The organism is Streptomyces sp. NPDC002825 (assembly GCF_040295385.1).
Classification (GTDB): Bacteria; Actinomycetota; Actinomycetes; order Streptomycetales; family Streptomycetaceae; genus Streptomyces.
In genome coordinates this window covers 172,169-195,826 of sequence record NZ_JBEOVH010000004.1, presented here as the reverse complement: position 1 = coordinate 195,826, position 23,658 = coordinate 172,169, and the positions used below count along the sequence as shown (strand labels likewise).

The 23,658-nt window shown below is 72.9% G+C and carries 24 protein-coding genes; 7 read left to right on the top strand and 17 right to left on the bottom strand.

Annotated elements, in window-relative coordinates; translation table 11 throughout:
* From ABT041_RS07620 to ABT041_RS07605, 4 genes are all read right to left on the bottom strand, one after another.
* Positions 1 to 1,002, bottom strand: a complete 1,002-nt coding sequence (locus tag ABT041_RS07620; RefSeq protein ID WP_351180550.1) for a 2-hydroxyacid dehydrogenase — start codon at positions 1,000 to 1,002, stop codon at positions 1 to 3.
* A gap of 71 nt (positions 1,003 to 1,073) precedes the next feature.
* Positions 1,074 to 1,721 carry a response regulator gene (locus ABT041_RS07615; RefSeq protein WP_351181049.1) on the bottom strand — a complete coding sequence of 216 codons (648 nt, stop codon included), beginning with the start codon at positions 1,719 to 1,721 and terminating at the stop codon, positions 1,074 to 1,076.
* A gap of 20 nt (positions 1,722 to 1,741) precedes the next feature.
* The gene (gene macS, locus ABT041_RS07610; protein WP_351180547.1) at positions 1,742 to 2,953 is read right to left on the bottom strand and encodes a MacS family sensor histidine kinase; all 1,212 of its coding nucleotides are present in this window, start codon (positions 2,951 to 2,953) and stop codon (positions 1,742 to 1,744) included.
* Positions 2,954 to 2,984: 31 nt separating this feature from the next.
* Positions 2,985 to 3,731: a lysophospholipid acyltransferase family protein gene (locus tag ABT041_RS07605; RefSeq protein WP_174518248.1), complete on the bottom strand. Its 747-nt coding sequence runs from the start codon at positions 3,729 to 3,731 to the stop codon at positions 2,985 to 2,987.
* A 174-nt stretch (positions 3,732 to 3,905) separates the two neighbouring features.
* Here ABT041_RS07605 and ABT041_RS07600 point away from each other — a divergent pair, with 174 nt between their 5' ends.
* Complete coding sequence (locus tag ABT041_RS07600) at positions 3,906 to 4,688, top strand: alpha/beta hydrolase (protein WP_351180544.1); 783 nt, start codon at positions 3,906 to 3,908, stop codon at positions 4,686 to 4,688.
* Positions 4,681 to 5,325: a hypothetical protein gene (locus ABT041_RS07595; protein WP_351180541.1), complete on the top strand. Its 645-nt coding sequence runs from the start codon at positions 4,681 to 4,683 to the stop codon at positions 5,323 to 5,325. The genes ABT041_RS07600 and ABT041_RS07595 overlap by 8 nt, the downstream gene beginning before the upstream one ends.
* Before the next feature lie 198 nt (positions 5,326 to 5,523).
* Here the strand turns inward: ABT041_RS07595 and ABT041_RS07590 are convergent, their stop codons facing one another.
* The 6 genes from ABT041_RS07590 to ABT041_RS07565 form a co-directional block, all read right to left on the bottom strand.
* A complete protein-coding gene (locus tag ABT041_RS07590; RefSeq protein WP_351180538.1) occupies positions 5,524 to 6,270 on the bottom strand; it encodes an endonuclease/exonuclease/phosphatase family protein in 747 nt (248 codons plus the stop codon).
* A 75-nt stretch (positions 6,271 to 6,345) separates the two neighbouring features.
* Positions 6,346 to 7,287, bottom strand: a complete 942-nt coding sequence (locus ABT041_RS07585; RefSeq protein WP_041128818.1) for an ROK family glucokinase — start codon at positions 7,285 to 7,287, stop codon at positions 6,346 to 6,348.
* A 66-nt stretch (positions 7,288 to 7,353) separates the two neighbouring features.
* A complete protein-coding gene (locus ABT041_RS07580) occupies positions 7,354 to 7,815 on the bottom strand; it encodes a DUF5304 domain-containing protein (protein ID WP_351180535.1) in 462 nt (153 codons plus the stop codon).
* 44 nt (positions 7,816 to 7,859) lie between these two features.
* Complete coding sequence (locus ABT041_RS07575) at positions 7,860 to 8,987, bottom strand: ArsA family ATPase (RefSeq protein WP_351180532.1); 1,128 nt, start codon at positions 8,985 to 8,987, stop codon at positions 7,860 to 7,862.
* 128 nt (positions 8,988 to 9,115) lie between these two features.
* Positions 9,116 to 9,556, bottom strand: coding sequence for an SRPBCC family protein (locus tag ABT041_RS07570; protein ID WP_351180529.1), 441 nt, complete (start codon positions 9,554 to 9,556; stop codon positions 9,116 to 9,118).
* Positions 9,557 to 9,647: 91 nt separating this feature from the next.
* The gene (locus ABT041_RS07565; RefSeq protein WP_351180526.1) at positions 9,648 to 10,415 is read right to left on the bottom strand and encodes a metallophosphoesterase family protein; all 768 of its coding nucleotides are present in this window, start codon (positions 10,413 to 10,415) and stop codon (positions 9,648 to 9,650) included.
* 255 nt (positions 10,416 to 10,670) lie between these two features.
* Here ABT041_RS07565 and ABT041_RS07560 point away from each other — a divergent pair, with 255 nt between their 5' ends.
* Positions 10,671 to 12,467 (top strand): AMP-dependent synthetase/ligase, encoded by a 1,797-nt coding sequence (locus tag ABT041_RS07560; RefSeq protein ID WP_351180523.1) that lies wholly within the window; start codon positions 10,671 to 10,673, stop codon positions 12,465 to 12,467.
* A gap of 62 nt (positions 12,468 to 12,529) precedes the next feature.
* On the opposite strand, the gene ABT041_RS07555 is transcribed toward ABT041_RS07560, so the two are convergent.
* Positions 12,530 to 13,672, bottom strand: coding sequence for a glycosyltransferase family 4 protein (locus ABT041_RS07555; protein WP_351180520.1), 1,143 nt, complete (start codon positions 13,670 to 13,672; stop codon positions 12,530 to 12,532).
* 99 nt (positions 13,673 to 13,771) lie between these two features.
* On the opposite strand from ABT041_RS07555, the gene ABT041_RS07550 reads away from it, so the two are divergent.
* Complete coding sequence (locus ABT041_RS07550; RefSeq protein ID WP_351180517.1) at positions 13,772 to 15,034, top strand: glycosyltransferase 87 family protein; 1,263 nt, start codon at positions 13,772 to 13,774, stop codon at positions 15,032 to 15,034.
* Here the strand turns inward: ABT041_RS07550 and ABT041_RS07545 are convergent.
* The gene (locus tag ABT041_RS07545; RefSeq protein WP_351180514.1) at positions 14,995 to 16,341 is read right to left on the bottom strand and encodes an MATE family efflux transporter; all 1,347 of its coding nucleotides are present in this window, start codon (positions 16,339 to 16,341) and stop codon (positions 14,995 to 14,997) included. The genes ABT041_RS07550 and ABT041_RS07545 overlap by 40 nt on opposite strands.
* A gap of 102 nt (positions 16,342 to 16,443) precedes the next feature.
* Here ABT041_RS07545 and ABT041_RS07540 point away from each other — a divergent pair, with 102 nt between their 5' ends.
* Positions 16,444 to 16,983, top strand: coding sequence for a PadR family transcriptional regulator (locus ABT041_RS07540; protein ID WP_351181046.1), 540 nt, complete (start codon positions 16,444 to 16,446; stop codon positions 16,981 to 16,983).
* Here the strand turns inward: ABT041_RS07540 and ABT041_RS07535 are convergent.
* From ABT041_RS07535 to ABT041_RS07515, 5 genes are all read right to left on the bottom strand, one after another.
* Positions 16,980 to 18,194 carry a hypothetical protein gene (locus ABT041_RS07535; RefSeq protein ID WP_351180511.1) on the bottom strand — a complete coding sequence of 405 codons (1,215 nt, stop codon included), beginning with the start codon at positions 18,192 to 18,194 and terminating at the stop codon, positions 16,980 to 16,982. The two genes, ABT041_RS07540 and ABT041_RS07535, sit on opposite strands and share 4 nt — an antisense overlap.
* A 75-nt stretch (positions 18,195 to 18,269) precedes the next feature.
* On the bottom strand, positions 18,270 to 19,289 hold the full coding sequence (locus tag ABT041_RS07530; protein ID WP_351180508.1) for a C40 family peptidase: 1,020 nt from the start codon (positions 19,287 to 19,289) through the stop codon (positions 18,270 to 18,272).
* Between the two features lie 197 nt (positions 19,290 to 19,486).
* Positions 19,487 to 20,524 (bottom strand): C40 family peptidase, encoded by a 1,038-nt coding sequence (locus ABT041_RS07525; protein WP_351181043.1) that lies wholly within the window; start codon positions 20,522 to 20,524, stop codon positions 19,487 to 19,489.
* 257 nt (positions 20,525 to 20,781) lie between these two features.
* The gene (locus ABT041_RS07520; RefSeq protein WP_351180505.1) at positions 20,782 to 22,146 is read right to left on the bottom strand and encodes an NYN domain-containing protein; all 1,365 of its coding nucleotides are present in this window, start codon (positions 22,144 to 22,146) and stop codon (positions 20,782 to 20,784) included.
* A 33-nt stretch (positions 22,147 to 22,179) separates the two neighbouring features.
* The gene (locus tag ABT041_RS07515) at positions 22,180 to 22,422 is read right to left on the bottom strand and encodes a hypothetical protein (RefSeq protein ID WP_030693922.1); all 243 of its coding nucleotides are present in this window, start codon (positions 22,420 to 22,422) and stop codon (positions 22,180 to 22,182) included.
* Between the two features lie 157 nt (positions 22,423 to 22,579).
* On the opposite strand from ABT041_RS07515, the gene ABT041_RS07510 reads away from it, so the two are divergent.
* Both ABT041_RS07510 and ABT041_RS07505 read left to right on the top strand, forming a co-directional pair.
* Entirely contained in the window at positions 22,580 to 23,314 is a 735-nt protein-coding gene (locus ABT041_RS07510) for a rhomboid family intramembrane serine protease (RefSeq protein ID WP_351180502.1), read from the top strand.
* The gene (locus ABT041_RS07505) at positions 23,311 to 23,592 is read left to right on the top strand and encodes an Lrp/AsnC family transcriptional regulator (protein ID WP_017238849.1); all 282 of its coding nucleotides are present in this window, start codon (positions 23,311 to 23,313) and stop codon (positions 23,590 to 23,592) included. The genes ABT041_RS07510 and ABT041_RS07505 overlap by 4 nt, the downstream gene beginning before the upstream one ends.
* Positions 23,593 to 23,658 lie beyond the last annotated feature (66 nt).

Sequence of the window (23,658 nt, the reverse complement as noted above, 5' to 3'; positions counted from 1 at the left end):
CTAGGAGGCCGCCCTCGGTACCAGGACGTTCTCGCTGCGCCGGCCGGCGGTGTGGTCGAGGACGTTCTGGACGGTGGTGTCGATGATCTGGCCGACCGCGTCGGTCGTGTAGTACGCCTGGTGGGAGGTGACCACCACGTTCGGGAAGGTGACCAGGCGGGCCAGGGTGTCGTCCTCGACGACCTCCAGGGACTTGTCGAGGAAGAAGAGCCCGGCCTCCGCCTCGTACACGTCGAGGCCGACGCCGGCGAAGCGGCCGGACCGCAGCTCGGCGACGAGCGCCTCCGTGTCGATGAGCCCGCCGCGGCTGGAGTTGACCAGGATGGCGTCGTCCTTCATGGCCTTGAGGGCGCCGGCGTCGATGAGGTGCCGGGTGGCGGGGAGCAGCGGCACGTGGAGGCTGATGAGGTCGGCCTCGGCGAAGAGCTGTTCCTTCTCCACGTACTTCATGCCGAGTTCCAGGCAGGCGGGGTTCTCGGCGACGTCCCAGCCGAGGAGGTTCATGCCGAAGCCGTGGGCGATGCGGGTGAAGGCCTCGCCGATCTTTCCGGTGCCGAGGACGCCGACGGTGCGGCCGCGCAGGTCACGGCCCATCAGTCCGTCGAGCCGGAAGTCGAAGTCACGGGTCCGGTTGGAGGCGCGGACGATCCGGCGGTTGACGGCCAGGGCCAGGGTCCAGGCGAACTCGGCGACGGAGTACGGCGAGTAGTACGAGACCCGGGCGACGGTGAGGCCGAGGCGCTCGGCGACCTCCAGGTCGATGTTGTTGAAGCCGGTGGAGCGCTGGGCGATCATCTGCGTCCCGCCGGCCGCGAGGGTCTGCAGGACGCGCTGGTCCAGGCTGCAGTTGACGCTGGTGGAGACGGTCTCGTGGCCGGCGGCGATGGGGGCCGTGTCCTCGCTGAGGAAGACGCTCAGGCAGCGGACGTCGTGGTGGCCCTCGAAGGCCTTCTCGATGAGGGGCTTCTCGTCCGCCTGCACGCCGAATGCCAGGATCTCCACGGTTTTTCCCCTCACCGTCACGATGGGCCGTATATCCGCGAATATACGGCCCCACGTGACGCCCGGCCGCCTCAGGCGTCGTCGAGGCCGCGCTCGATGGCGTACCGGACGAGCTCCACCCGGTTGTGCAGCTGGAGCTTGCCCAGGGTGTTCTGGACGTGGTTCTGCACGGTGCGGTGCGAGATGACCAGGCGCTCGGCGATCTGCTTGTAGCTGAGGCCCTTCGCGACGAGCCGCAGGACCTCGGTCTCGCGCTCGGTGAGCTGCGGGGCCTTCGGCTCGTCGGTGCCGGCGGCCGGGGCCGGCTCGGAGGCGAGGCGGCGGTACTCGCCGAGGACCAGCCCGGCCAGGCCCGGGGTGAAGACGGGGTCGCCGACGGCCGTGCGGCGTACCGCGTCGAGCAGCTCCTCCGTACTGGCCGACTTGAGGAGGTAGCCGGTGGCGCCCGACTTCACCGCCTCCAGGACGTCGGCGTGCTCGCCGCTCGCCGAGAGGACGAGGACGCGCAGCTCGGGCCGGCCGCCGACCAGCTCCTTGCAGACCTGGACGCCCGGCTTGACCGGCAGGTTCAGGTCCAGGACGAGGACGTCGGGACCGGCGGCGACGGCACGGCGCACGGCCTGCTCGCCGTCGCCGGCGGTGGCGACGACGTCGAAGCCCGCCTCGGCGAGGTCGCGGGCGACCGCGTCCCGCCACATCGGATGGTCGTCGACGACCATCACCTTGATCCGCTGCTCGCTCACTTCTCCCCTGCCTTCCCCCGTGGAACCTTCAATTCGACTTCCGTGCCCTGGCCGGGGACCGAGATCAGCTCGGCCGAGCCGCCCAGATCCCGCAGTCTCCCCCGGATGGACAGGGCGACGCCCATCCGGCCCTCGCCCCAGGCCTCCGCGAGGCGGCCCTCCGGGATGCCGGGACCGTCGTCCCGGACGGTGACGATCACCTCGTCCGTCCAGTCCTCGATCAGGATCCACGCGTGCGCGTCCTGCCCGGCGTGCACCCGGACGTTGTCCAGGGCGGCGCCGACCGCGTTGGCCAGCTCGCGGGCGGCGGGCGGCGGCAGCAGGACCGGGGCGCCCGGCTCGGAGAGGGTGACCTTGGACCCGGCGCGCGGGGCGAGCAGGACGCGCAGGTCGACCGGCGCGTCGTCGTCGGGCTCGTCGTCGACCTCCACGACCCGGACGAAGGCGCCCTCGGACTCGTCCTCGGAGACCAGGCTGGGCCGGGTGAGTCCGCCCGCGACGAGGGTGCGGAGGGCGACCTCCTGCTCCCCCGCCATCCGGCCGAGTTCGGCGGCCTCGCCGCCGAGGGCCGTGCCGCGCCGCTGCACCATCGCGAGGACCTGGAGGACGCTGTCGTGGATGTCGCGGGCGAGCCGCTCCCGCTCCCGGGTCGCGGCCTCGATCTCCAGGGCGCGGGCGAGGGTGCGCTCGGAGGCGCGGGCGACCTCGACGACGTACCCGATGGCGATGGAGGCGACCCACACGAGGATGAGGTTGTGGAAGGTGTCCCGGCTGGGATGGCCGCGCTCGATGATGTTGGCGACGGCGACCAGGGAGGAGGCGACGCCCGCCCAGCGCCAGCCGCCCTTGATGGCGTACGCGAGGACGGAGCCCGCGGTCCATATGGAGGGCAGGGTGGGGCCGTCGAACGACTGGGCGTCGGCGTCGGCGAGCGGGGTCAGGAGGATGCCGACGAGGGCGAGGGTGATGTCGGCGACGAGGAAGCGCCTGGTGCAGCCGGCCGCGTTCGCCACCTTGGGCAGGGTGGCGAGGGTCCAGACGCACAGCACCGCCAGATAGACGACGGCGATCCAGGGCCGCTCGTACCGCTCCCGGCCGAACGCGAAGATCAACACCGCGTAGACCATGGTCAGGACTCGGTAGCCGGTCAGCGCCCGCCACAACGGCTGCTCGACCGACATGCGCACGACACGCTCACGCTTGGCCATCCACCCCACCCCCGACGAGTCCCCGAAGGACTCAGGCGCCCGACTCTTCCCGAGCGGCGATCTCGGCCTTGACGGCCTCCTTGGCCGCCTTCTCCGCCTCCGCGATCTGCCGCTTGGCGGCGGTCGCGTAGATGTCGACGTACTCCTGGCCGGACAGCTTCATGATCTCGTACATGACCTCGTCGGTCACCGAGCGGAGGATGAAGCGGTCCCCCTCCATGCCCTGGTAGCGCGTGAAGTCCAGCGGCTTGCCGATCCGGATCCCCGGGCGCATCAGCTTGGGGACGACCTTGCCGGGCGGCTGGATCTTCTCGGTGTCGATCATGGCGACCGGGATCACGGGCGCGCCGGTGGCCAGGGCCACGCGCGCGAGACCGCCGGGCTTGCCCCGGTAGAGGCGGCCGTCGGGCGAGCGGGTGCCCTCGGGGTAGATCCCGAAGAGCCCGCCGCCCTCGATGACCTCGATGCCTGCCTTGATGGCCGCCTCGCCCGCGCCGCGGGCACCCGAACGGTCCACCGGGAGCTGGCCGACGCCCTTGAAGAAGGCGGCGGTGAGCTTGCCCTTCACACCGGGGGTGGTGAAGTACTCGGCCTTGGCGATGAAGGTGACCTTGCGGTCCAGGACGGCGGGCAGGAAGAAGGAGTCCGAGAAGGACAGATGGTTGCTCGCGAGGATCGCGGGTCCCTCGGCGGGGATGTTCTCCAGACCCTCCACCCAGGGCCGGAAGGCAAGCTTCAGGGACCCTCCGATGGAGAACTTCATTGCGCCGTAGATCAACTCGCCAAGCCTTCCGTGTGCCGTCGCCCCGACTTTATCCCGTACCGGCGTACGGCCCCCTCTACGGCCCTGGTCGGTGTCGGTCCGGTCGCGTACCGTGAAGGTCCTTCCCCATTCACCGTCGCTCCGGCGCACCCCGAGGACGCCGGAGTCGCAACCGAACAGGAGACCCCGGTGCCGGTCCTTCCCGGAGCCGAGCCGTACCGCCATGAAGGCGGAGAGGTCGGCGTCCTTCTCTGTCACGGATTCACCGGTTCCCCGCAGTCGATGCGCCCGTGGGCCGAGTACCTGGCCGAGCGCGGCCTGTCGGTGTCGGTGCCGCTGCTGCCCGGTCACGGCACCCGCTGGCAGGACATGCAGCTCACCACCTGGCACGACTGGTACGCGGAGGCGGACCGGGCGCTGCGCGAGCTCCTGGAGCGGTGCGAGACCGTGTTCGTCTTCGGCCTCTCCATGGGCGGGGCCCTCACGCTGCGGCTCGCCGCCCAGCACGGTGACGCGGTCCGGGGCATCGTCCTCGTCAACCCGGGCAACAAGGTGCACGGCATCGCCGCGCGCGCCCTGCCCGTCGTCCGGCACCTGGTCCCCTCCACCAAGGGCATCGCCAGCGACATCGCCAAGGAGGGCGTGGCCGAGATCGGGTACGACCGGGTGCCGCTGCACGCCGCGCACTCCCTGCGCCGGTTCTTCCAGACGGTCGACGCGGAGCTTCCGCAGGTCACCCAGCCGGTGGTACTGCTCCACAGCCCGCAGGACCACGTCGTGCCGCCCGCCGACTCGGCCCGGATCCTCTCCCGCATCTCCTCGACGGACGTGAAGGAGATCCTGCTGGAACAGAGCTACCACGTGGCGACGTTGGACCATGACGCGGAGCGGATCTTCGACGAGAGCCTGGCCTTCGTCGAGCGTCTGGCCCCGGATCTGGTCGACGGAAAGGGGAGCAGGAGCGGTGGCTGAGCAGCAGGACGGCCCGGAGCGGGAGCCGCAGCCCATCGACGAGGAGGCGGCGTGGGCCGCGATCGTCGCCGGGTACGGCGAGGAGCCCGCGGACCCTCCGGGGACGAAGCCGTTCCGGCCCGTCGAGAACCTTCCGCTGCCCGAGCCCGAGGAGGAGGACGGTGAGGGCGCGGAGATCCGGCCCGTGAAGGGCACCGCATGGAAGCCGAGGCCGAAGCCCGCGGCCGAGGAGCCCGAGGCCGGTTCGGACGAGGACCCGGAGGCGGGCCCCGAGCGGCCCGCGCTCGGCAGCTCGATCGTGTTCGCGCCCGGGGTGCGGACCGGCGGCCCCCGGGACTACTCCCCGGCCGAGCCGGACGAGGAGACGGGCGGCGCGGACGAGGGCCACTTCGTCCCGCCGGAGCCGCCGCCGCTGCCCGAGGCCGACACGACGACCAGGTTCGCCTGGCTCGCGGTCGTCGGGGGCCCGGTCCTGATGCTGGTCGCCGTCCTGCTCCAGTGGGACATGACCTGGTGGCTGACGACGCTGTGCGTGGGCGGCTTCCTGGGCGGCTTCGCGACGCTGGTGGCCCGCATGAAGCACGACGACGACGATGACGACGGCTTCGACGACCCGGGGCGCGGGGCGGTGGTGTAGCTCCGCCCTGAAGGGCGGAGCTCGTCGTTCACGGCGTCGGGGGGACCCGGACCGCCGCCAGGACCGGGAGGTGGGCTGCTCCTCCCGTCGCCGCCCTCGCACCGCTCGGCGCCGGGGCGCCCCGTGGGCTTCGGACGGCTGCGCCGTCCTCCGGCCGCCGGGCACGTGGCCGGTCCCCCGGCCGTCGGAGCGCGTCGTTCACGGCGTCGCGGGGACCCGGACCGCCGCCAGGACCGGGAGGTGGTCGGTGGCGGCCCTCAGGTCCTCGGGGTCGAGGTCCGTCGGGACTCCGCAGCCGAGGAACTCGATGCCCGGGGTCGCCAGGATCGCGTCGATGCGCTGGTGCGGGTCGGCCGGGGTCGAGGTGTGCTCGCCGCCCCAGGGGCTGACCGCCCAGCCGTCCTGGAGCTCCTTGGTGAGCCGGGTGAAGGCGGGGCCTCCCGGGCGTTCGTTCAGGTCGCCGGCGACGAGGGCGTGCGGGGTGCCGAGGGCGGCGACCCGGTCGAGGACCATCCCCGCCTGGGCGTACCGCTCGTCCTTCCGCAGGCTCAGATGGCAGCTGACGAGACCGAGCCGGGCCCCGGCGAAGCGGACGACGGCGGTCGCGAGGCCGCGCCGGTGCAGGCCCGGTGTGAGCGGCAGCAGGACGTCCTCGGTCCGCTCGACGGTGGCCCGCAGGGAACAGAGCAGAAGCGGTCCGGCCGCGGTGGCGCCGCCGCTGAGGACGACGAGCTCGCTCTTGGCGGCGAGCCGGGCGGCGTGCTTGCGCCAGCGGAAGAAGCGCGGGGCCTCCTGGACGAAGACGAGGTCCGGGGCGCAGGCCCGGATCACCCGGGCGAGGGCGTCCTCGTCGTCGCGCATCGAACGGACGTTGTAGCTCAGGACCCGGAGGACGGCCGAACCGTCGCTCTCGGTGCGGGAGTTGGGCAGCTCACTGATCGCCATGACGGCCAACATACGACGACCGCCCGCCGGGTCCGAGAGGACGCGGCGGGCGGTCGTCGTATGCCCTGGGGGCGCTCAGCCCTGGCGGGCGAGGTCCGCCGCGCCGACCAGGCCGGCCTTGTTGCCGAGCTGGGCCGCGAGGACCTGGGCGTGCGGGCGCCACTGGCCGCCGATCAGCCAGCGCCGGAAGGACTTGCGGATCGGGTCGAGGACGAGGTCGCCCTCGTCCGAGACGCCGCCGCCGACGATGAACGCCGAGGGGTCGAAGAGCGAGGCCAGGTCGGCGAGACCGGCGCCCGCCCAGCGGGCCAGCTCGCGGAAGGAGTCGACGGCCACCGGGTCGCCGGCACGGGCGGCCTGGCTGACGTGCTTGCCCTCGATGCCCTCCGGGGTGCCGTCGCCGAGGCCGAGGAGGATCTCCGCGCGCTCCGGGGTGGCGTTGGCTCGCTGCTTGGCGTACCGGACGAGCGCGCGCCCGGAGGCGTACTGCTCCCAGCAGCCCTGGCTGCCGCAGCCGCACAGCAGACCGTCCGGGACGACCCGGATGTGGCCGAACTCGGCGGCCACGCCGAAGCGTCCGCGGCGCAGCTTGTTGCCGATGATGATGCCGCCGCCGAGGCCGGTGCCGAGGGTGATGCAGATGACGTCCTCGTGGCCCTTGCCGGCGCCGAACTTGTACTCGCCCCAGGCGGCCGCGTTGGCGTCGTTCTCGACGACGACCGGCAGGCCGACCCGCTGCTCGACCTTGTCCTTGAGCGGCTCGTGCCGCCAGTCGATGTTCGGCGCGAAGAGGACGGTGGCGCGCTTGTCGTCGACGTAGCCCGCGGCTCCGATGCCGACGGCCTCGATCTCGTACCCCTTGCCGGCCTCGGAGACCGCGGCGCAGATGGCGTCGACGATGCCTTCGGGGGTCGGCGGGGTGGGCACGGTGTGCGTGTCGAGGATGTTGCCCTCCTCGTCGACCACGCCGGCCGCGATCTTCGTGCCGCCGATGTCGACGCCGATGGTGAGTCCCATGTGTCCCTCAGTTTTCGGTCGAGCCCCGCTAAGGCCCACCGTACCCGAGCGGGGATGGCTCGCCGATCAGTCCAGGTCGATGTGCTGGCCGGTTCCGGGCCCCTCGTCGTCCTTGCGGGGGGTGTCCGGGTCCGCGTCGCGGCGCGGGTCGTCGGCGTCGGGTACGGAGCCGCCGCGGGTCCAGCGGCTCTCGTGGCCCTCGACGGCGGAGCGGTAGGCGGCGAGCAGTTCGCCGCCGGCGGCGGCGAGGTGGTCGAAGACCTGCGGGTTGCGCTCGATGACGGGCTCGACGACGGCCTTCGCCTGGTTGACGAGCTGCTGCACGGTCTGCGCGGCGGTCTGCGCGGCCTGACCGCCGAGGAGCGGGCTCCCGAGGCCGCCGGAGACCTTCTCGGCCACGGCCTCGAAGAGCTTGCGGAACTCCTCCGCGGGAGAGCCGGGCTCGGTCGCGCGCTGCGCCCGGCGGCGGGCCTTCTCCGCCTCCAGGTCCTCGGCACAGGCCTTGGCCCAGGCGTCCGAATCGCTCATGGCGTACTCCTCAGTGGCTGCGTACTTCGACGGTACACGCCGCGTCAGGGGGTGCGGGGCCACAGCCCGGGGTCGGGTGTGAAGCGCACCCGGAGGTCCCCGTCGACGAGCCCGGCGCCGCTGACGGTGCAGCGGCGCAGGGCGCCCGGCAGGGGGACGCCGCGGCGGAAGGCGCCCACGGTCAGGAGCAGTTCGTCACCGCGGCGGACGAGGGAGAGCTCCTCCTTGACGGCCCCCGGCAGCGGGATGTGCCAGACGAGGACGCCGTCCTCCTCGCGCCGGTCCTCGACGGCCCACTCCGGTACGGGGGCGGCCTTCCCGGTCCGGGCGGGCGCGAGGAGCACCAGGTCCTCGGCGCCGCGCGGGGCCCTGCCGAGGTGCGGCAGCTCGTACAGCTCGCCGGTGGTGGCGGTACGGAGCTCCGCGAGGTGCCGGTGCTGTTCGGCGGTGAGTCCGGCGAGCCAGGGGTCCTCGGAGGCGGCGGGCAGGATCCGGTTGGCGACGACGGCGTCGAGGGCGAGGCGCTGGACGGCCAGGCCGAGCCGGGCGGTGCGCAGGGCGGGTGCGGCGCCGGGGCCGGGTTCGAGGACGAGCCGGACGGTGGTGTCGGGGGCCTCGACCACGGCCTGGACGGCTTCGAGCTCCGCCTCCCAGCGGGCGGTGGTCTCGTACAGCCACTGCGCGGGCATCGGGACGCCGGCGAGCTGGGCGAGCATCGGGCGCAGGGCGCGGGCCGCCTGGCGCTCCTGGGGCAGGAGGCGGCGCAGATAGCGGCGGAGCTGGCCGGGGAGGGCGAGCAGGGCGAGGGCCTCGGGGAGCGGGGGCAGATCGACGACGGCGACCTCGTGGTCACCGGCGGCGGCGTCCCGCAGCGCCCGCAGGAGGGCGAACTGCCGGCTTCCGGGGAGCTCCGTCAGCTCGGCGTCCTCGAAGGGAGCGGCGCCGAGGAGGTCGAGCGCGGCGGAGGAGCGGTCCTGGAGGGCGAGGAACTCCCGTCGGAAGTCGGCGGCGGGCTGGGGGCGCAGGACCCGGAGACCTTCCCCTGGGAAGGGGCCCGCGTCCTCCGAGACCAGCAGGACCTGGCGGCCGGACCGCGCTTCGGCGAGGGCGGTGGCGGCGGCGAGGGTGGTACGGCCGGCGCCGCCGGGTCCGGTGACAAGGATGATCCGCATGCGGCGGAACGTTACCTGCGCGGCGACGTGGGACGGTGCCCACGTCGGTGCGGGCCCGCGCCTTGCTGGGCGGTGCCCCGCTGCCGTGTGGGCACCGCCCTCGCGGAACGCATGCCCACAACGGGGGGCTACGCGCCCGATTCCACCCGCTGCTTCAGGCCCGCCAGAGCGCGGTCGATGATGACCTTCTCCGCCTTGCGCTTGATCATGCCGAGCATGGGGATCTTGACGTCCACCGTCAGCTGGTACGTCACCTCGGTGCGCTTGTCGCCGAGGGCCTTCAGCAGGTACGAGCCGTCGAGGGACCGCAGCATCTGGGACTTGACCAGGGTCCAGGAGACCTCGTTGTCCCCGGTCCAGGTGTACGCGAGGGTGTGGTCGTCCCTGATCGCCCCCGCGTCCAGGAGCAGCCGGACCTTCTCCGCGCGTCCGGCCTCGTCGGAGGACAGGACCTCGGCCTCCTTCACCTCGCCGGTCCACTCGGGGTAGCGGGCGAAGTCGGCGATCACGCCCATGACGTCGGCCGGCGCCGCCTCGATGGTGATGCTCGAGCTGGTGTGTTCGGCCATCGCGGTGGCTCCTCCACTGTGCGGTCCGGCGGAAGTAAAAGGGGGCACAGACGTGCCGACGGAAGGCTATCGCGCCCCCGTGGCCCCGCCGTCACCACTCCAGGGCGTAGGGCCTCCCGGTCGAGGCGAAGTGGCCGACGTTCACGCACTCGGTCCGGCCGATCCGCATCCGCCGGGCGAGCGGCTGGTGGACGTGGCCGAAGAGGGAGTACCGGGGCCGGACGCGGTGGATGGCGTCGAGCAGCGCCCGGCTGCCGCGCTCGAAGCGGCGGGCGACGGTGTCGTACGTCAGCTCCGGCACCTCCGGCGGGATGTGGGAGCAGAGGACGTCCACGTCGCCGAGGGCCTCGACCTTGGCGGCGTACTCCTCGTCGGAGATCTCGTACGGGGTGCGCATGGGCGTGCGCAGCCCGCCGCCGACGAAGCCGAACACCAGCCCGCCGAGTTCGACCCGCTCACCGTCGAGGACCTTCGTGCCCGGCCCGGCGAAGTCCGTCCAGAGCTGGGGGATGTCGACGTTCCCGTAGGTGGCGTACGTAGGGGTGGGGAAGGCCGCGAAGAGTTCGGTGTACTGGCGGCGGACGGCGGCCTCGATGGCGATGTCGCGGTCGACGTCGAGCGCGGCCCACAGGCTGCGCCCCAGGTCGCGGGCCTCGTCGAAGCGGCGGGCGGTACGGAGCTCGACGATCCGGTCGGCGTTCTCGGTGCCGAAGAGATCGGGGAAGATGCCCCGGCTGTGGTCGGCGTAGTCGAGGAAGAGGACCAGGTCACCGAGGCATATGAGCGCGTCGGCGCCCTCTCCCGCCTTGGCGAGGTCGCCGGCGTTGCCGTGCACGTCACTGACCACATGGACTCGCATGAGCCCACCTTAGGGGGTGTCACCTGCGGTTACTTGGGAGTCGCGAAACCGGTGGATTACTGTGCGCACAGCACCGTCACGCATGTGTGACGCACGGAACATCTGGCCGGGACCCCCTATCGGGAACCATGTACTGATGGGTAACGTCCGAGCGGTCCAGTCGTGCTCACCCCCACTGAGCACCTGCCCGATCTTGGACCACACCGGTGCATCACACAGAGCCGTGGCGCCGGCGCCCGATGAGGAGCAGCAGTCTTGCGCGAGTTCAGCCTTCCGGCCCTGTACGAGGTCCCCACGGACGGCAACCTGACGGATCTCATCCGCCGCAACGCCTCCCAGCACCCAGACGTCGCCGTGATGGGGCGCAAGGTCGACGGCGTCTGGACCGACGTCACCGCCACCCAGTTCCTCGCCGAGGTCCGTGGGGTCGCCAAGGGCCTGATCGCCGCGGGTGTGGAGCCGGGCGACCGGGTCGCGCTGCTCTCCCGTACGCGCTACGAGTGGGTGCTCCTCGACTTCGCGATCTGGAGCGCGGGCGGTGTCACCGTGCCGGTGTACGAGACGAGTTCGCCGGAGCAGATCCAGTGGATCCTCGGCGACTCGGGCGCGACGGCCGTGGTGGTGGAGAGCGCGGCGCACGAGGAGTCGGTGGCCTCCGTCCGGGCGAACCTGCCGGAGCTCAAGGCCGTCTGGCGGATCGACACGGACGCGGTGGCCCGGCTCACGGCCGAGGGCGCGGACGTCTCCGACGAGCTGCTCGACGCACGCATGTCGGCGGCGAACGCGGACGACCCGGCCACGATCGTCTACACCTCGGGCACGACCGGCCGCCCCAAGGGCTGTGTCCTGACCCACCGTGCCTTCTTCGCCGAGTGCGGCAACGTGGTGGAGCGGCTCAAGCCCCTCTTCCGTACGGGCGAGTGCTCGGTGCTGCTGTTCCTGCCGGCCGCGCACGTCTTCGGGCGGCTCGTCGAGGTCGCGTCCGTGATGGCGCCGATCCGGCTCGGCTGCGTCCCGGACATCAAGAACCTCACGGACGAGCTGGCCTCGTTCCGGCCGACGCTGATCCTGGGCGTTCCGCGCGTCTTCGAGAAGGTCTACAACTCGGCGCGGGCGAAGGCCCAGGCCGACGGCAAGGGCAAGATCTTCGACAAGGCCGCGCACACGGCCATCGCGTACAGCAGGGCGCTGGGCACCCCGCAGGGCCCGTCCTTCGGTCTGAAGCTGAAGCACAAGGTCTTCGACAAGCTGGTCTTCAGCAAGCTGCGGGCGGTGCTCGGCGGTCGCGGCGAGTACGCCATCTCGGGCGGCGCCCCGCTGGGCGAGCGGCTCGGCCACTTCTTCCGGGGCATCGGCTTCACGGTCCTGGAGGGCTACGGCCTGACGGAGTCGTGTGCGGCGACGGCGTTCAACCCCTGGGACCGGCAGAAGATCGGCACGGTCGGTCAGCCGCTGCCGGGCTCGGTGGTGCGGATCGCCGACGACGGCGAGGTGCTGCTGCACGGCGAGCACATCTTCTCGCGGTACTGGAACAACGAGGCGGCGACGGCCGAGGCGCTCGCGGACGGCTGGTTCCACACGGGTGACATCGGCACGCTCGACGAGGACGGCTACCTCGCGATCACCGGCCGCAAGAAGGAGATCCTGGTGACGGCCGGCGGCAAGAACGTCGCCCCGGCGGTCATCGAGGACCGGATCCGGGCGCACGCGCTGGTCGCGGAGTGCATGGTGGTCGGCGACGGGCGTCCGTTCGTGGGCGCGCTGGTCACGATCGACGAGGAGTTCCTGGGCCGCTGGGCGAGCGAGCACGGCAAGCCGGCCGGTTCGACGGCGGCTTCCCTCCGTGAGGACGCGGAGCTCATCGCGGAGGTGCAGCGGGCGATCGACGACGGCAACGCCGCGGTGTCGAAGGCGGAGTCGGTCCGCAAGTTCCGTATCCTCCCGGCCCAGTTCACGGAGGAGGCGGGGCACATCACCCCGTCCCTGAAGCTGAAGCGGAACGTGGTGGCGAAGGACTTCGCGGACGAGATCGAGGCGATCTACGCCAAGTAGGAGCGGGTACGGGAAGGGCCCGGGGCGATCACATCGCCCCGGGCCCTTCCCGTGCGTCCGGCCTACAGCAGCTCGCGCAGCCGCTCGGCGAGGAGGTCCCAGCGCCAGCGCTCCTCCACCCAGGCCCGGCCCCGCTCGCCCATGCGGGCGCGGAGCTCGGGGTCGAGGAGGAGGGTGCCGACGCGGTCGGCGGTCTCCTCGGCGGACTCGCCGCGGACGACCCAGCCGGTCTCGCCGTCGAGGACGGCGTCGGGCGCGCCGCCGGAGTCGCCGGCGACGACGGGCAGGCCGGTGGCGGAGGCCTCCAGGTAGACGATGCCGAGGCCCTCGACGTCGAGTCCGCCGCGCCGGGTGCGGCAGGGCATGGCGAAGACGTCGCCGGCCCCGTAGTGGGCGGGCAGCTCGGACCAGGGGACGGCGCCGGTGAAGCGTACGGATCCGGCCACACCGGTCTCGGCGGCGAGGCGGCGCAGGTCCTTCTCGTACGGTCCGCCGCCGACGATCAGGAGGACGGCGTCCGGGACCCGGCTCAGGATCGCGGGCATGGCCCGGATGAGGGTGTCCTGGCCCTTGCGCGGGACGAGCCGGGAGACGCAGACGACGACGGGACGGTCGCTGAGCCCGAGGGCGGCGCGGACCTCGTCGCCGCCCGAGTCGGGGTGGAAGGTCTTCTCGTCGACGCCGGGCGGGAGCTGCACCATGCGTCCGGCGGCGGCCGGGGTGAGGGCGGTCGCGATCCGGGAGCGGGTGTACTCGCCGAGGTACGTGATGGTGTCCGTGCCCTCGCCGATCCGGCGCAGGAGCTGCCGGGCGGCGGGGAGCTGGGCCCAGCCGGCCTCGTGCCCGTGGGTGGTGGCGACGAGCCGCTCCGCGCCCGCCCGGCGGAGGGCGGGGGCCATCAGGCCGAGCGGCGCGGCCGCCCCGAACCACACGGACTCGCAGCCGTGCTCGCGGAGCAGCGCGGTGGCGCGGGCGGTGACCCGAGGAGTCGGCAGCAGCATGGTGGTGCGATCCCGTACGACCGTGAAAGGCTGTTCGGCGTCGAACGCGGCCGTCGCCTCGATCCCTTCACGGCTGCGCTTCCACGTGGAGGCGTAGACGACGATCCGGTCGGGGTCCAGGCGGAGTGCCATGTTGTGCAGGAAGGCCTGGATTCCGCCGGGACGCGGCGGGAAGTCGTTGGTTACGATCAGGGTCTTGTGCATCGTGGCCGACAGTACGCGATCGCATCCACCGCCCGGCAACACGACCGCCCCGCCACCGCGGGCCGACAGGACAGGGACGCGACAGTGACGACGGGTGCCGTGGGGAACGGGTCACGCACGGGTCTGCGACTTCCGCTCGGCCTCTGGGGCCTCACCCGGGTCCTGCTGCTGCTCTGCGTCTTCAAGGTCGTGGTGATACCCGGCCCCGACATCACCTTCGACGTCCGGGACATCTACCAGGGCTGGTACGAGGTGCTGCGGACGGGCACGTATCCGCTGGACGACGTCACCTGGCAGTATCCGCCGGCCGCGGCGTTCGCGATCCTCGCCCCCGGTCTGCTGCCCTTCCTCGACTACGCCTCCGCCTTCTTCGTCCTCGCCTTCCTCTGTGACGCGCTGGTCTTCGGGCTGCTCCTGCACACGGGCCGCCGCGCGGGCCGCTCGCCGCGGGGCGCCTGGTTCTGGCTCGCGGGCGTCCCGCTGCTCGGCCCGACGGCGTACGCCCGGTACGACGTGATGGTCACCGCCGTCGCGGTGGCGGGGCTGCTCGCGGCGGGCCGCAGCCCCCGGGTCCTCGGCGCCCTCGCCGGATTCGGCGCGGTCCTGAAGGTGTGGCCGGTGCTGCTGCTCGCGGGCGCCCCGAAGGGCCGGGCGACCCTGCGCTCCTGGTCGGCGGCGGCGGGCGCGGGGGCCGCGGTGCTGGCGTTCTGCGTGGTGTGGATGCCGGGGGCGCTGGCCTTCCTCGGTTTCCAGCGGGACCGGGGCACGGAGGTCGAGTCGCTGGGCTCGATGGTCTTCCACGTCGTCCGGCACTTCGGCTGGGAGGGCGAGGCGCTGATGAACTACGGGTCGATCGAGTTCCTCGGCCCGCACGTGTCCACGGTGTCGACGGCGGCGCTGTTCCTCACGGTCGCCGCGTTCGGCTGGCTGCTGGTGTGGCGGATCCGGGCGCGCCACTTCGCCTCGTCGACGGTGGCGGACGCGGCCTTCGTGGCGGTGCTGCTGTTCACGACGACGAGCCGGGTGCTCTCCCCCCAGTACATGCTGTGGCTGGTCGGGCTGGCCGCGGTGTGCCTCGCCTTCCGTTCGAGCCGGATGCGGAAGCCCGCGCACCTGGTGCTGTGGGCGACGGCGGTGACGCAGTTCGAGTTCCCGGTGTGGTTCTCGCATGTGACGCGGAGCGATCCGCTGGGCATGGCGGTGCTGTTCACGAGGAACGGTCTGCTGATCGCGGCCACCGTCATCGCCTGCCGGATCCTGTGGCGGCACACGGTGACGGAGCCGCGTCTCGCCGGGGCCGCGAAGGTGCCCGCCCAGGGGACTCACCCGGAGCGCGAGAAGGCTCTGTCCGGCTCGCTCTGAGTCTTCACGGCGGCCGCCGGGACCGTACGGCGGTGCAGCAGGCCGAGGGACGCGCACTGGGCTCCCATGGCGAGCGCCATCGCGAGGCAGATCCCGGGCAGTCCGAGACCGGCGCCTGAGAGGGCGTACGCGAGGGGGAGCTGGACGAGGACGCCGGCGACGGTGATCCGGGCGAGGTACGGGCTCGCCCCGGTGCCCTCGAAGACCCCGGCGAGCGCGATGTACCCGGCCATGAGCAGCAGATAGGGGCCGAGGCAGCGCAGGAAGAGCGCGCCCGCCTCCGCCACCGCGGGTTCGGCGCCGAAGGCCCGCATGACGGGTCCCGCGCCGAGGAGCAGCAGGAGTGCGGCGCTCGCGCCCAGGGTGCCGCCCAGGAGGAGGGCCTCCCGGCCGACGGCCCGGCGCTCGTCCCTGCCCGCGCCGAGGAGGTGGGCGCTGTGGATGGACGCGGCCTGCCGGACGGCGTAGAAGGCCATGGTCGCCACGTACATGGCCTTGGTGGCGATGCCGTAGGCGGCGATCTCGGTGACGCCGAGTCGGGCGACGACGGAGACGAGCGCGAGGGCTCCGGCCATCCGGACCGTGAAGTCGACGGCCATGGGCAGCCCGGTGGCGGCGGTCCGGCGCAGCGCGGCGGTCGTGGGCAGGGCCGCCCGGGCCGCCCGGGCGGCCTTGAGGAGCGGGTCGCGGCGCAGGGCGAGGAGTCCGGCGGCGAGGGCGGCGCCCCGGCCGATGACGGTGGCGAGGGCGGCGCCGGGGACCCCGTACGCGTGGATGAGCAGGGGGTCGAGGACGAGGATCAGCCCGTTGGCCAGGAAGGCGAGCCGCATCGGGGTGCGGGTGTCGCCGGTGCCCTTGAGGATCCCGTCGAGGACGTTCGTGGCGAAGAAGACGGCCGTGCCGGGGAGGGAGATCGCGAAGTAGGCGGTGGCCAGGGTGTGCGCGGGGTGGCCGGAGCCGCCGAGCAGAAGGGCGGCGAGCGGGTCCCGCAGCAGGTATCCGCCGAGGGCGACGGGCGGTACGAGCAGGGCGCAGAGGGCGGTGCCGCCGCGGACGGCGGCGCGGACGGCGCCGGGGTCGTCGGCTCCCCGGGCGCGGGCGACGAGGACGGTGGTGCCGGAGCCGGCCATGAGGACGACGCCGAGCAGGAGGTTCTCGACGTTGGTGGCGACGGCGACGGCGGCGACGGCGTCCCCGCCGAGGCGGGCGACCCAGACCATGTTGATGATGCCGGCGGCGACTCCGGCGAGCAGTTCGAGATAGACCGGGCGGGCGAGCCGGACGAGTGTGCGGCGGTGCGAGGACATGACGAAGAGACCCCCTCTTTCCGATGTACCTCGATTAGAGGCACCTCGAAAAGAGGTAGCATGAGGGGCAGTCCCCCGACAAGCGCGAAGGAGTGGTGCCCGGTGCTGGAGCTGTCGATCCTGGGCTTCCTGTACGAGAAGCCGCTGCACGGCTACGAGCTCAAGGAGCGCATCCAGGGCCTGAGCGGCCACGTCCGCCCGGTCAGCGACGGCGCCCTCTACCCGGCCATCACCCGCCTGGTGAAGAACGGCCTGGTCGACAGCCGTACGGAGCCGGGCGCGAGCGCCGCCCCGCGCCGCACCCTCTCGCTCACCCCCGAGGGCCGCCGGGAGCTCCTCGCCCGGCTGCGCACCCCCAAGGACGCAGAGATCACCGACGGCCAGCGCTTCTTCACCCTGCTCGCCTTCCTGCGGCACCTGCCCGACCGGGCGGAGCAGGCGGCCGTCCTCCGCCGCCGCCAGGAGTTCCTCGACACCCCGGCCAGCTTCTTCTACGAGGGCGGGGCCCCGGTCACCGTCGAGCGGGAGCCCGACGTCTTCCGCCAGGGGATGCTGCGGATCGCCCGCGCGACGGGCACGGAGGAGAAGGCCTGGCTGAAGGAGACCCTGGCGCAGCTGGAGGGCCCGCCGCAGGGGGCCTAGCCGAGCCGCTCCCCCAGGTACGTCCGCCAGTCGGCGGTGAACTCCTCCGGCGTGGTGTCCAGGACCTTTCGGAGCGCCTTCTCCACCGCCCCGTCCCGGCCCGGGTGCGCGCCCACGGCCCGGTAGAACGCGGTCAGCTTCTCCTCGCCCCAGCGGTCCGCGATCAGCTCGCAGGCCAGCCAGCCGCCCTCGTAGGCCCGGGCCAGGGCGTCCGCGTCCCCGCCGAAGGAGAAGGCCTCGTCCTCGGGCAGCTCCGCCGGGAGGTCACCGGCCCGGACCGCACGGCGCAGCTCGGGGGCGGCCTGCGCGGCGGTGCGGTCGGTCCCCCGGTAGGCGACCCAGTCGGCGAAGCCCTCGGAGAGCCAGACGGGGGTGGCCTTCGTCGTCTGGACGCGGGTCGCGACATGGGTGGTCTCATGAGTGAGGACCATCTGTCGGCCGAACTCGCCGAGCACCGCGTACGCCTCCGGGTTCACGATCACCCGGTCCGCGGGCGCGGTCGGGCCGCCGCCCGTCCGGCCGGTCGTGACGGCCGCGATGCCCCGGTAGGAGGCGGCCGGCCCGCCCAGGAGCCGGCCCATCGCCTCGGTGGAGGCGGGCACGAGGACCACGACCCGGCCCGCCCAGTCGCCGTGCCAGGCGTCCCCGACGGCGGGCACCGCCCGGTCCGCCGCCGCCGCGATCTCCCGCAGCCGCTCCTGGCCCTGCCCCACGCCGAGGACGAGGCTGCGGCGGCCGGTCACGCTCGTGACCTCACCCTGCTGCCACAGCTGCTGCGGGGCGCCCTCGGCGGCGCGGTCGCCGGTCACGTACCAGCGGCCGTCCCGCTCGGCGAGGTCGAGGACCCGCTCGGTGGTGGCCGGCCCGGAGTCGTAGCCCTTGATCCGGTACCCGAGCTCGGCCCTGGCGACGACCCGGCCCTCGCCGGCCCGGTCGACATCGGTGACCCGGTACTTCCAGCCGCCGAGCGGGACCTTCGCGAGCCGGTCGAACTCGGTGCGCGCGGCCGGTACGAGCGCGGGGTCGAGGGCCGCGAGGTAGCCGGTCTCGTCCCGGTCGAGCAGCGCCCGGGCGTGCCGGTCGAGCAGGCTCTGGATCTCCTCGGAGGCCGGGCCGACCGGGGCGGGGGCGGCGCATCCGGCGAGGGCGAGCACCGCGGCCAGCAGCCCCGCCGCCGCACCGCGCACCGCTCGACTCCGCCTGCCCGCCACGCCCCCGATCGTACGGGGCGCCGAAGGGGCGCCGCCGGTTCGAGCGCCCCGGGGGCCGGCGGGGAGGGCGGAGCGTCAGACGCGGGTGACGGTGACGTGGGACATCATGTTCACCGGGTCGTAGCGGACCCGGGCGCCCGGGTAGGGGGCGTGGATGACCTGGCCGTTCCCGGCGTAGATCGCCACATGGCTGGCGTCGCCGCGGTAGGTGACGAGGTCGCCCGGCTGCGCCTGCGAGAGCGGCACCTGGCGGCCGGCGTACCGCTGCGCCGAGGAGGTGCGGGGCAGGCTGATCCCGGCCTGCCGGTACGACCAGACCATCAGGCCCGAGCAGTCGAAGGCGGAGGGGCCGGTCGCGCCCCACACGTACGGCTTGCCGATCGCGCTGCGGGCGGCGATCACCGCGGCGGCGGCCCGCGAGGGGCCCAGGTCGGCGAGCGGCGGCAGCTCCTCGGCGGGCGCGTCGGCGCGCTCGCCGGTGCGGGAGGCGCGGTCGTAGTCGGCGCGCTCCTCGACGGTGAGGGAGGCGAGCGCCCGGCGGGCCTCGGCGAGCTTCCGCTCGACGGTGCGCTTGTGGCGGGCGACCTCGGCCCGGCTGCGCTCCAGTTCGCCCAGGGCCGCGCGGGCCTCGCTCCGCTTCTGGTTCAGGCCGCGCTGCTCGCGCAGGAGTTCGCCGAGCGCGGCGCCCTGGCGGGCGGTGACCCGGTCGAGGGCGGTGGCCCGGTCCAGGTAGCTGTCCGGGTCGGAGGAGAGGAGCAGGGCGAGGGCGGGGTCGATGCCGCCGGAGCGGTACTGGGCGCCGGCGACCGCACCGAGCGCGCCCCGCATGCGGTTGATGCGCTCCTGGCCCCGGGCGAGGCTGTCCTGCGCCTGGGAGACCGTCCTGCGCAGCGCGTCCGCCTTCTCGTCGGCCCGGTTGTAGCCCTCGGTGGCCTTCTCGGCCTCCTCGAAGAGGCGGTCGACCGTGGCGCGGGTGGCCGCAGGGGTGGCTCCGGGGTCGGCGCTCGCGGGGACGGCACCGAGGGACGCCGCCGCGGTGGCCGCGGCGGCGGCGGTGAGGACGGTGACCCGGGCGGGTCGGCGGTGGGACGCCACGAACAGCGCTCCGTTCGTCTCGACGCAGACTGGCGCGGCAGACAGTAGCCGCTGATCAGTCCTCGTCCAACGAAGCCGCCGGGCACACAAAGTGACGCCCCGCCGGAGAACACAGGTCACCGGCGGGGCGTCAGGTCAGTGCGCGTCGCGGCGAACCACCCGATTGGGCGGTGTGCCGCAGCGGGTCGCGGGAAGGCTCAGCCGCCGATCCGGACGCCGAACTGGAAGGTGCCCATGTAGTCCATGGACTCGTAGCGGACGACCGCGCCCGGCTTGGGGGCGTGCAGGATCGTGTTGTTGCCCGCGTACAGGCCCACGTGCGACAGGCTGTTGAAGAAGACCAGGTCGCCCGGCTTGAGCTGGCTGCGGCCGATCTTCACGCCGTCGTTCTGCTGGGTGTAGGTGGTGCGGGTGAGGGTGACGCCGGCCTGGCGGTAGGACCACATGGTCAGACCGGAGCAGTCGTACGAGTTGGGGCCCTCGGCGCCGGAGACGTACGGCTTGCCGAGCTGGGTGGCGGCGGCCGCGAGCGCGGCGGCGCCGAAGCCGTTCGCCGGGACCTCGCTGCCGAGGTTGACGCGCTCGGCGGCGCCGCGGCTGGCGCGCTGCTCCTGCTCCTCCATCTTGGCCCGTTCGGCGGCGGTGAGGCTGTTGAGGAGCTTGCGGGCCTCGGCCAGCTTGCCCTGGTACTTGGCCTTCTTGGCGCCGAGGGTCTTGCGGACGTCCTCGAGGTCGGCCAGCTTCGCGGTGGCCTCGGCCCGCTGCTGGGCGAGCGTGCGCTGCTTGGCCTGGATCGACGTGAGCACGTCGGCCTGCTGGGCGCTCAACTGGTCGATCGCCGACGCCTTGTCGAGGTAGGTGTCCGGGTCGGAGGAGAGGAAGAGCTGGAGCGCCGGGTCGATGCCGCCGGAGCGGTACTGGGCGCTGGCGACCGAACCGATCTGGTCGCGCAGGGTGTTGAGCTCCTGCTGACCGCGGGCCACCTTGTCCTGGAGGTCGCCGATCTCCTTCTGCAGCTTGCCGCGGCGCTCCTCGGCGAGGTTGTACTGCTCCGTGGCCTCCTCGGCCTCGTGGTGCAGTGCGTCGACCTTCGCCTTGACCTCGTCGATCTTGGGCTTGGCGGGGGCCGCCTGGGCGCCGGACTGGGCGGTGAGGGCCACGGCGGCGGCCGCGGTGACGGTGAGCACGGTCACACGGGTGCGGCTCGGCTGCTTGGGTCGACGGTGGGACGCCACGAAGGCGAGCTCCTTCTTCCTCAGAGCCGCCCAACCGGTCACGGGCAGGCGGTTCCTCCGCCGCCACCCCGGATGGGTGATCAACCGCGCGAAGGTTCGAAGCCCGACCCTAGTGACCAAGTTGTGATCAGTTCAAATCCCGCTGGCAAAAATCTCGCCCACGCACCACTTTATTTACATACATCGCACGGCCAGTGATGGGCACTTGACGGTGCGCCATCCAGAATTCGGGCATAACGCCCAGGAGTTGCGATGCGTCACGAGAGGCGCGAAAGCCGCTTCAGCAACAAGGCGGACGCGACCGGCCGCGCACCGGCCTTCGCGACGCCGTCGGCCACCTCGCGGTCGGTGGAGACCACCACGACCGGCCGCCCCGGCGGCTCCGCCCGGACCAGCTGACGGATCAACTCGTCCGCCGTGACGCCGGGCTTGGAGAACAGCACCCGCACCCCGCGCGGCGGGGCGAGCAGCACCGGGGCCGCCAGCTCCGCCCCGTCGAAGACACAGGTGACCTCGGCGCCCGAGCGGGCGGCCAGGGCCGAGAGCCCGCCCAGCAGCCGCAGCCGCTGCTTCTCCAACGGCATCGTCGGATAACCGGTCTTGGTGACGTTGTAGCCGTCGACGACCAGATGCGCCTGCGGCAGCGCGAGCAGCTGGTCGAGGAGCGCCGGGTCCGTCTCGGAGAGCGCCCGCGCCGCGATGTCCTTCGGGGACATCCGCCCCGGCTCCACCGCGTCCACGGTGTCCGCCGGGTGCACCGAGACGGGCGGCAGCGCGAGTTCGCGCCGCAGCCCCTGGGCCGCGTCGAGGACCGTGTCGAGCAGCAGCCGCAGCCGCATGTCCTCCACCGAGCGGCCCTCACGGGCGGTCCTGCGGCTCGCCTCCAGGGCCGCCTCGACCTCGCCGAGCCGGGCCTTGAGCCGCCGGGTCTCGCTCTCGGCGGCCGACACCTGGGCCGCCGACTCCGCCCGCGCGGCCTCGATCTCGCCCTGGACCTTGCGCAGCGCGGCCTCGCCGCGCTTCACGTCGCTCTGGGCGCTGCGCAGCTTGCGCTGAAGCGATTCCGCTTCCTTGCGGGCGGCCTCCAGGTCGTGCCGGAGCTGCTCGGTCTCGCCCCGGGAGCGGTCCCGGGCGGCGGCGAGCTCCTCGCGCAGCCGCTCCAGCTCCCGCCGACCGGCCTCGTCGGCCCGCTCGGCGTCGGCCCGCAGGGCCTCCTCGCCGGCGGCGGCGACGAGCTTGACCCAGCCCGGCGGGCGCAGCACATAGGCGGCCGCCGCCACGTCGACGGGGTCGGCGGCCGCGGGCGGGGTGCCGGTCTCCACGGCCCCGGCCAGCTCGGGCTGGCCCTGCTTGAACCGTTCGCCGATCCGCTGCCGGAAGAGCGGGTCGCTCTCCAGGGCGGCGGCCATCGCGTTGCCGGCGAACTTGGCCCGCCGGCTCGCGGTGAAGCGGGCGTACTGCCGCAGGGGCGCGGGCAGCTCCGCGACGGTGAGCCCGCCGAAGGCGTCCGCGACCAGCGCGACGACCCGTCGCCGTACACCTTCCGGCAATGGGTGGTCGAGCGTCTCGGCAGCGTCACCTGCCGCGCCGGCCGGCTCACCACCGTGCGCGGGCTGCTCCACGTTCCGTCACCCCTATGTCGTCCGCGCCGTCCCTCAGGATTCGGCGCCCGGCCTGTCCACCAGTTCGATCTGGTCCACCGCGTTGCACCAGCGGCAGCGGACCGACTCGATGGTCTCACTGACCACCTGCCGCTCCTCGACCTTCGGCTCTCCGGCGAGGTCCAGATGGACGTACTCCACGACCTTGGAGGAGCGGGTCACGTCGAAGCGGGTCAGATTGCCGCAGAGCGTGCAGCGCCAGCGGGTCTCGTCGGTCGGCAGGGGAACCGTCGTCATCGGTCCGTCCTTCTTCCTGTTGCGTGGTGCCAGGTGCGGGTGCCGCGGTGCGCCGTCGAACTGCGGTGGTGTGCCCGTAACCCTACGGCCTCACGGCCGGGCAGGGGCACGGCGAGGCACTCTGTCCACTTCGGCCCCGGTACGCCATGATCTGTCCATGATCGACTGGCGAGGCGCGGTCCTCGGTGCCTGGCGGGGCACCCGCGGCGGACCCACGGTGACCTACGGACTGATCGCCGCCTGCTGCCTGCTCTTCGTCATCAGTCCGGTCTCCGGGATCAACCCCGGGTACGGCACGGGCGACGAGCTGCTGGCCGCCCAGGGCGCCTACTTCCGCCGCTGGGGCGTCGTCCCCGCCGACCTGACCGGCGGCGACCCGCGCGCCCTGCTCACCCCGCTGACCGCGCTCTTCGTCCACGGCAGCTGGCTCCATCTGCTGGGCAACATGCTCTTCCTGTACGTCTTCGGCGCGATGGCCGAGGAGCGCATGGGCGCCGTCGAGTTCTGCCTCTTCTACCTGGGGACCGGCTACATCGCCCTGTCCGGGTACGCGCTGGCCCACGCGGACAGCGAGCAGACCCTGGTCGGGGCGTCCGGGGCGATCTCCGCGGTGCTCGGGGCCTTCCTCTTCCTCTTCCCCCGCTCCCGGGTCACCAGCCTCTTCCCCTTCCTCTTCTTCCTGCCGCTGCGCTTCCCCGCCTGGATCGTGCTGATCTTCTGGTTCACGCTCCAGTGGCTGGCCGCCCGGGAGGCGGGCGCGGGGCCCGGCGTCGCCTATCTGGCCCATGTCGTGGGCTTCTCCGTCGGCTTCCTCTACGCCTGGGTGCGCTTCCGCGGTGGGGATAGAGTGAAAGCCCAAGCCGCGGCGACCGAGGGAGAAAGCCAGCCGTGATCACCGCGATCGTGCTCATCAAGACCAGCGTGGACCGCATCCCCGAGATCGCCGAGTCGATCGCCGCGCTCGACAGCGTCAGCGAGGTCTTCTCGGTCACCGGTACGTACGACCTGATCGCCATGGTCCGGGTGCCGCGCCACGACGACCTGGCGGACGTGATCCCCGGCCGGATCAGCAAGATCCCGGGCGTCGAGGCCACGGACACGCACGTCGCCTTCCGGACCTACTCCCAGCACGACCTGGAGGCGGCCTTCGCCATCGGTCTGGAGTCCTGACACGGGGCACGCGGCACGACCGAAGGGGGCCTCCCGACCGGGAGGCCCCCTTCACCCGTACGAGTG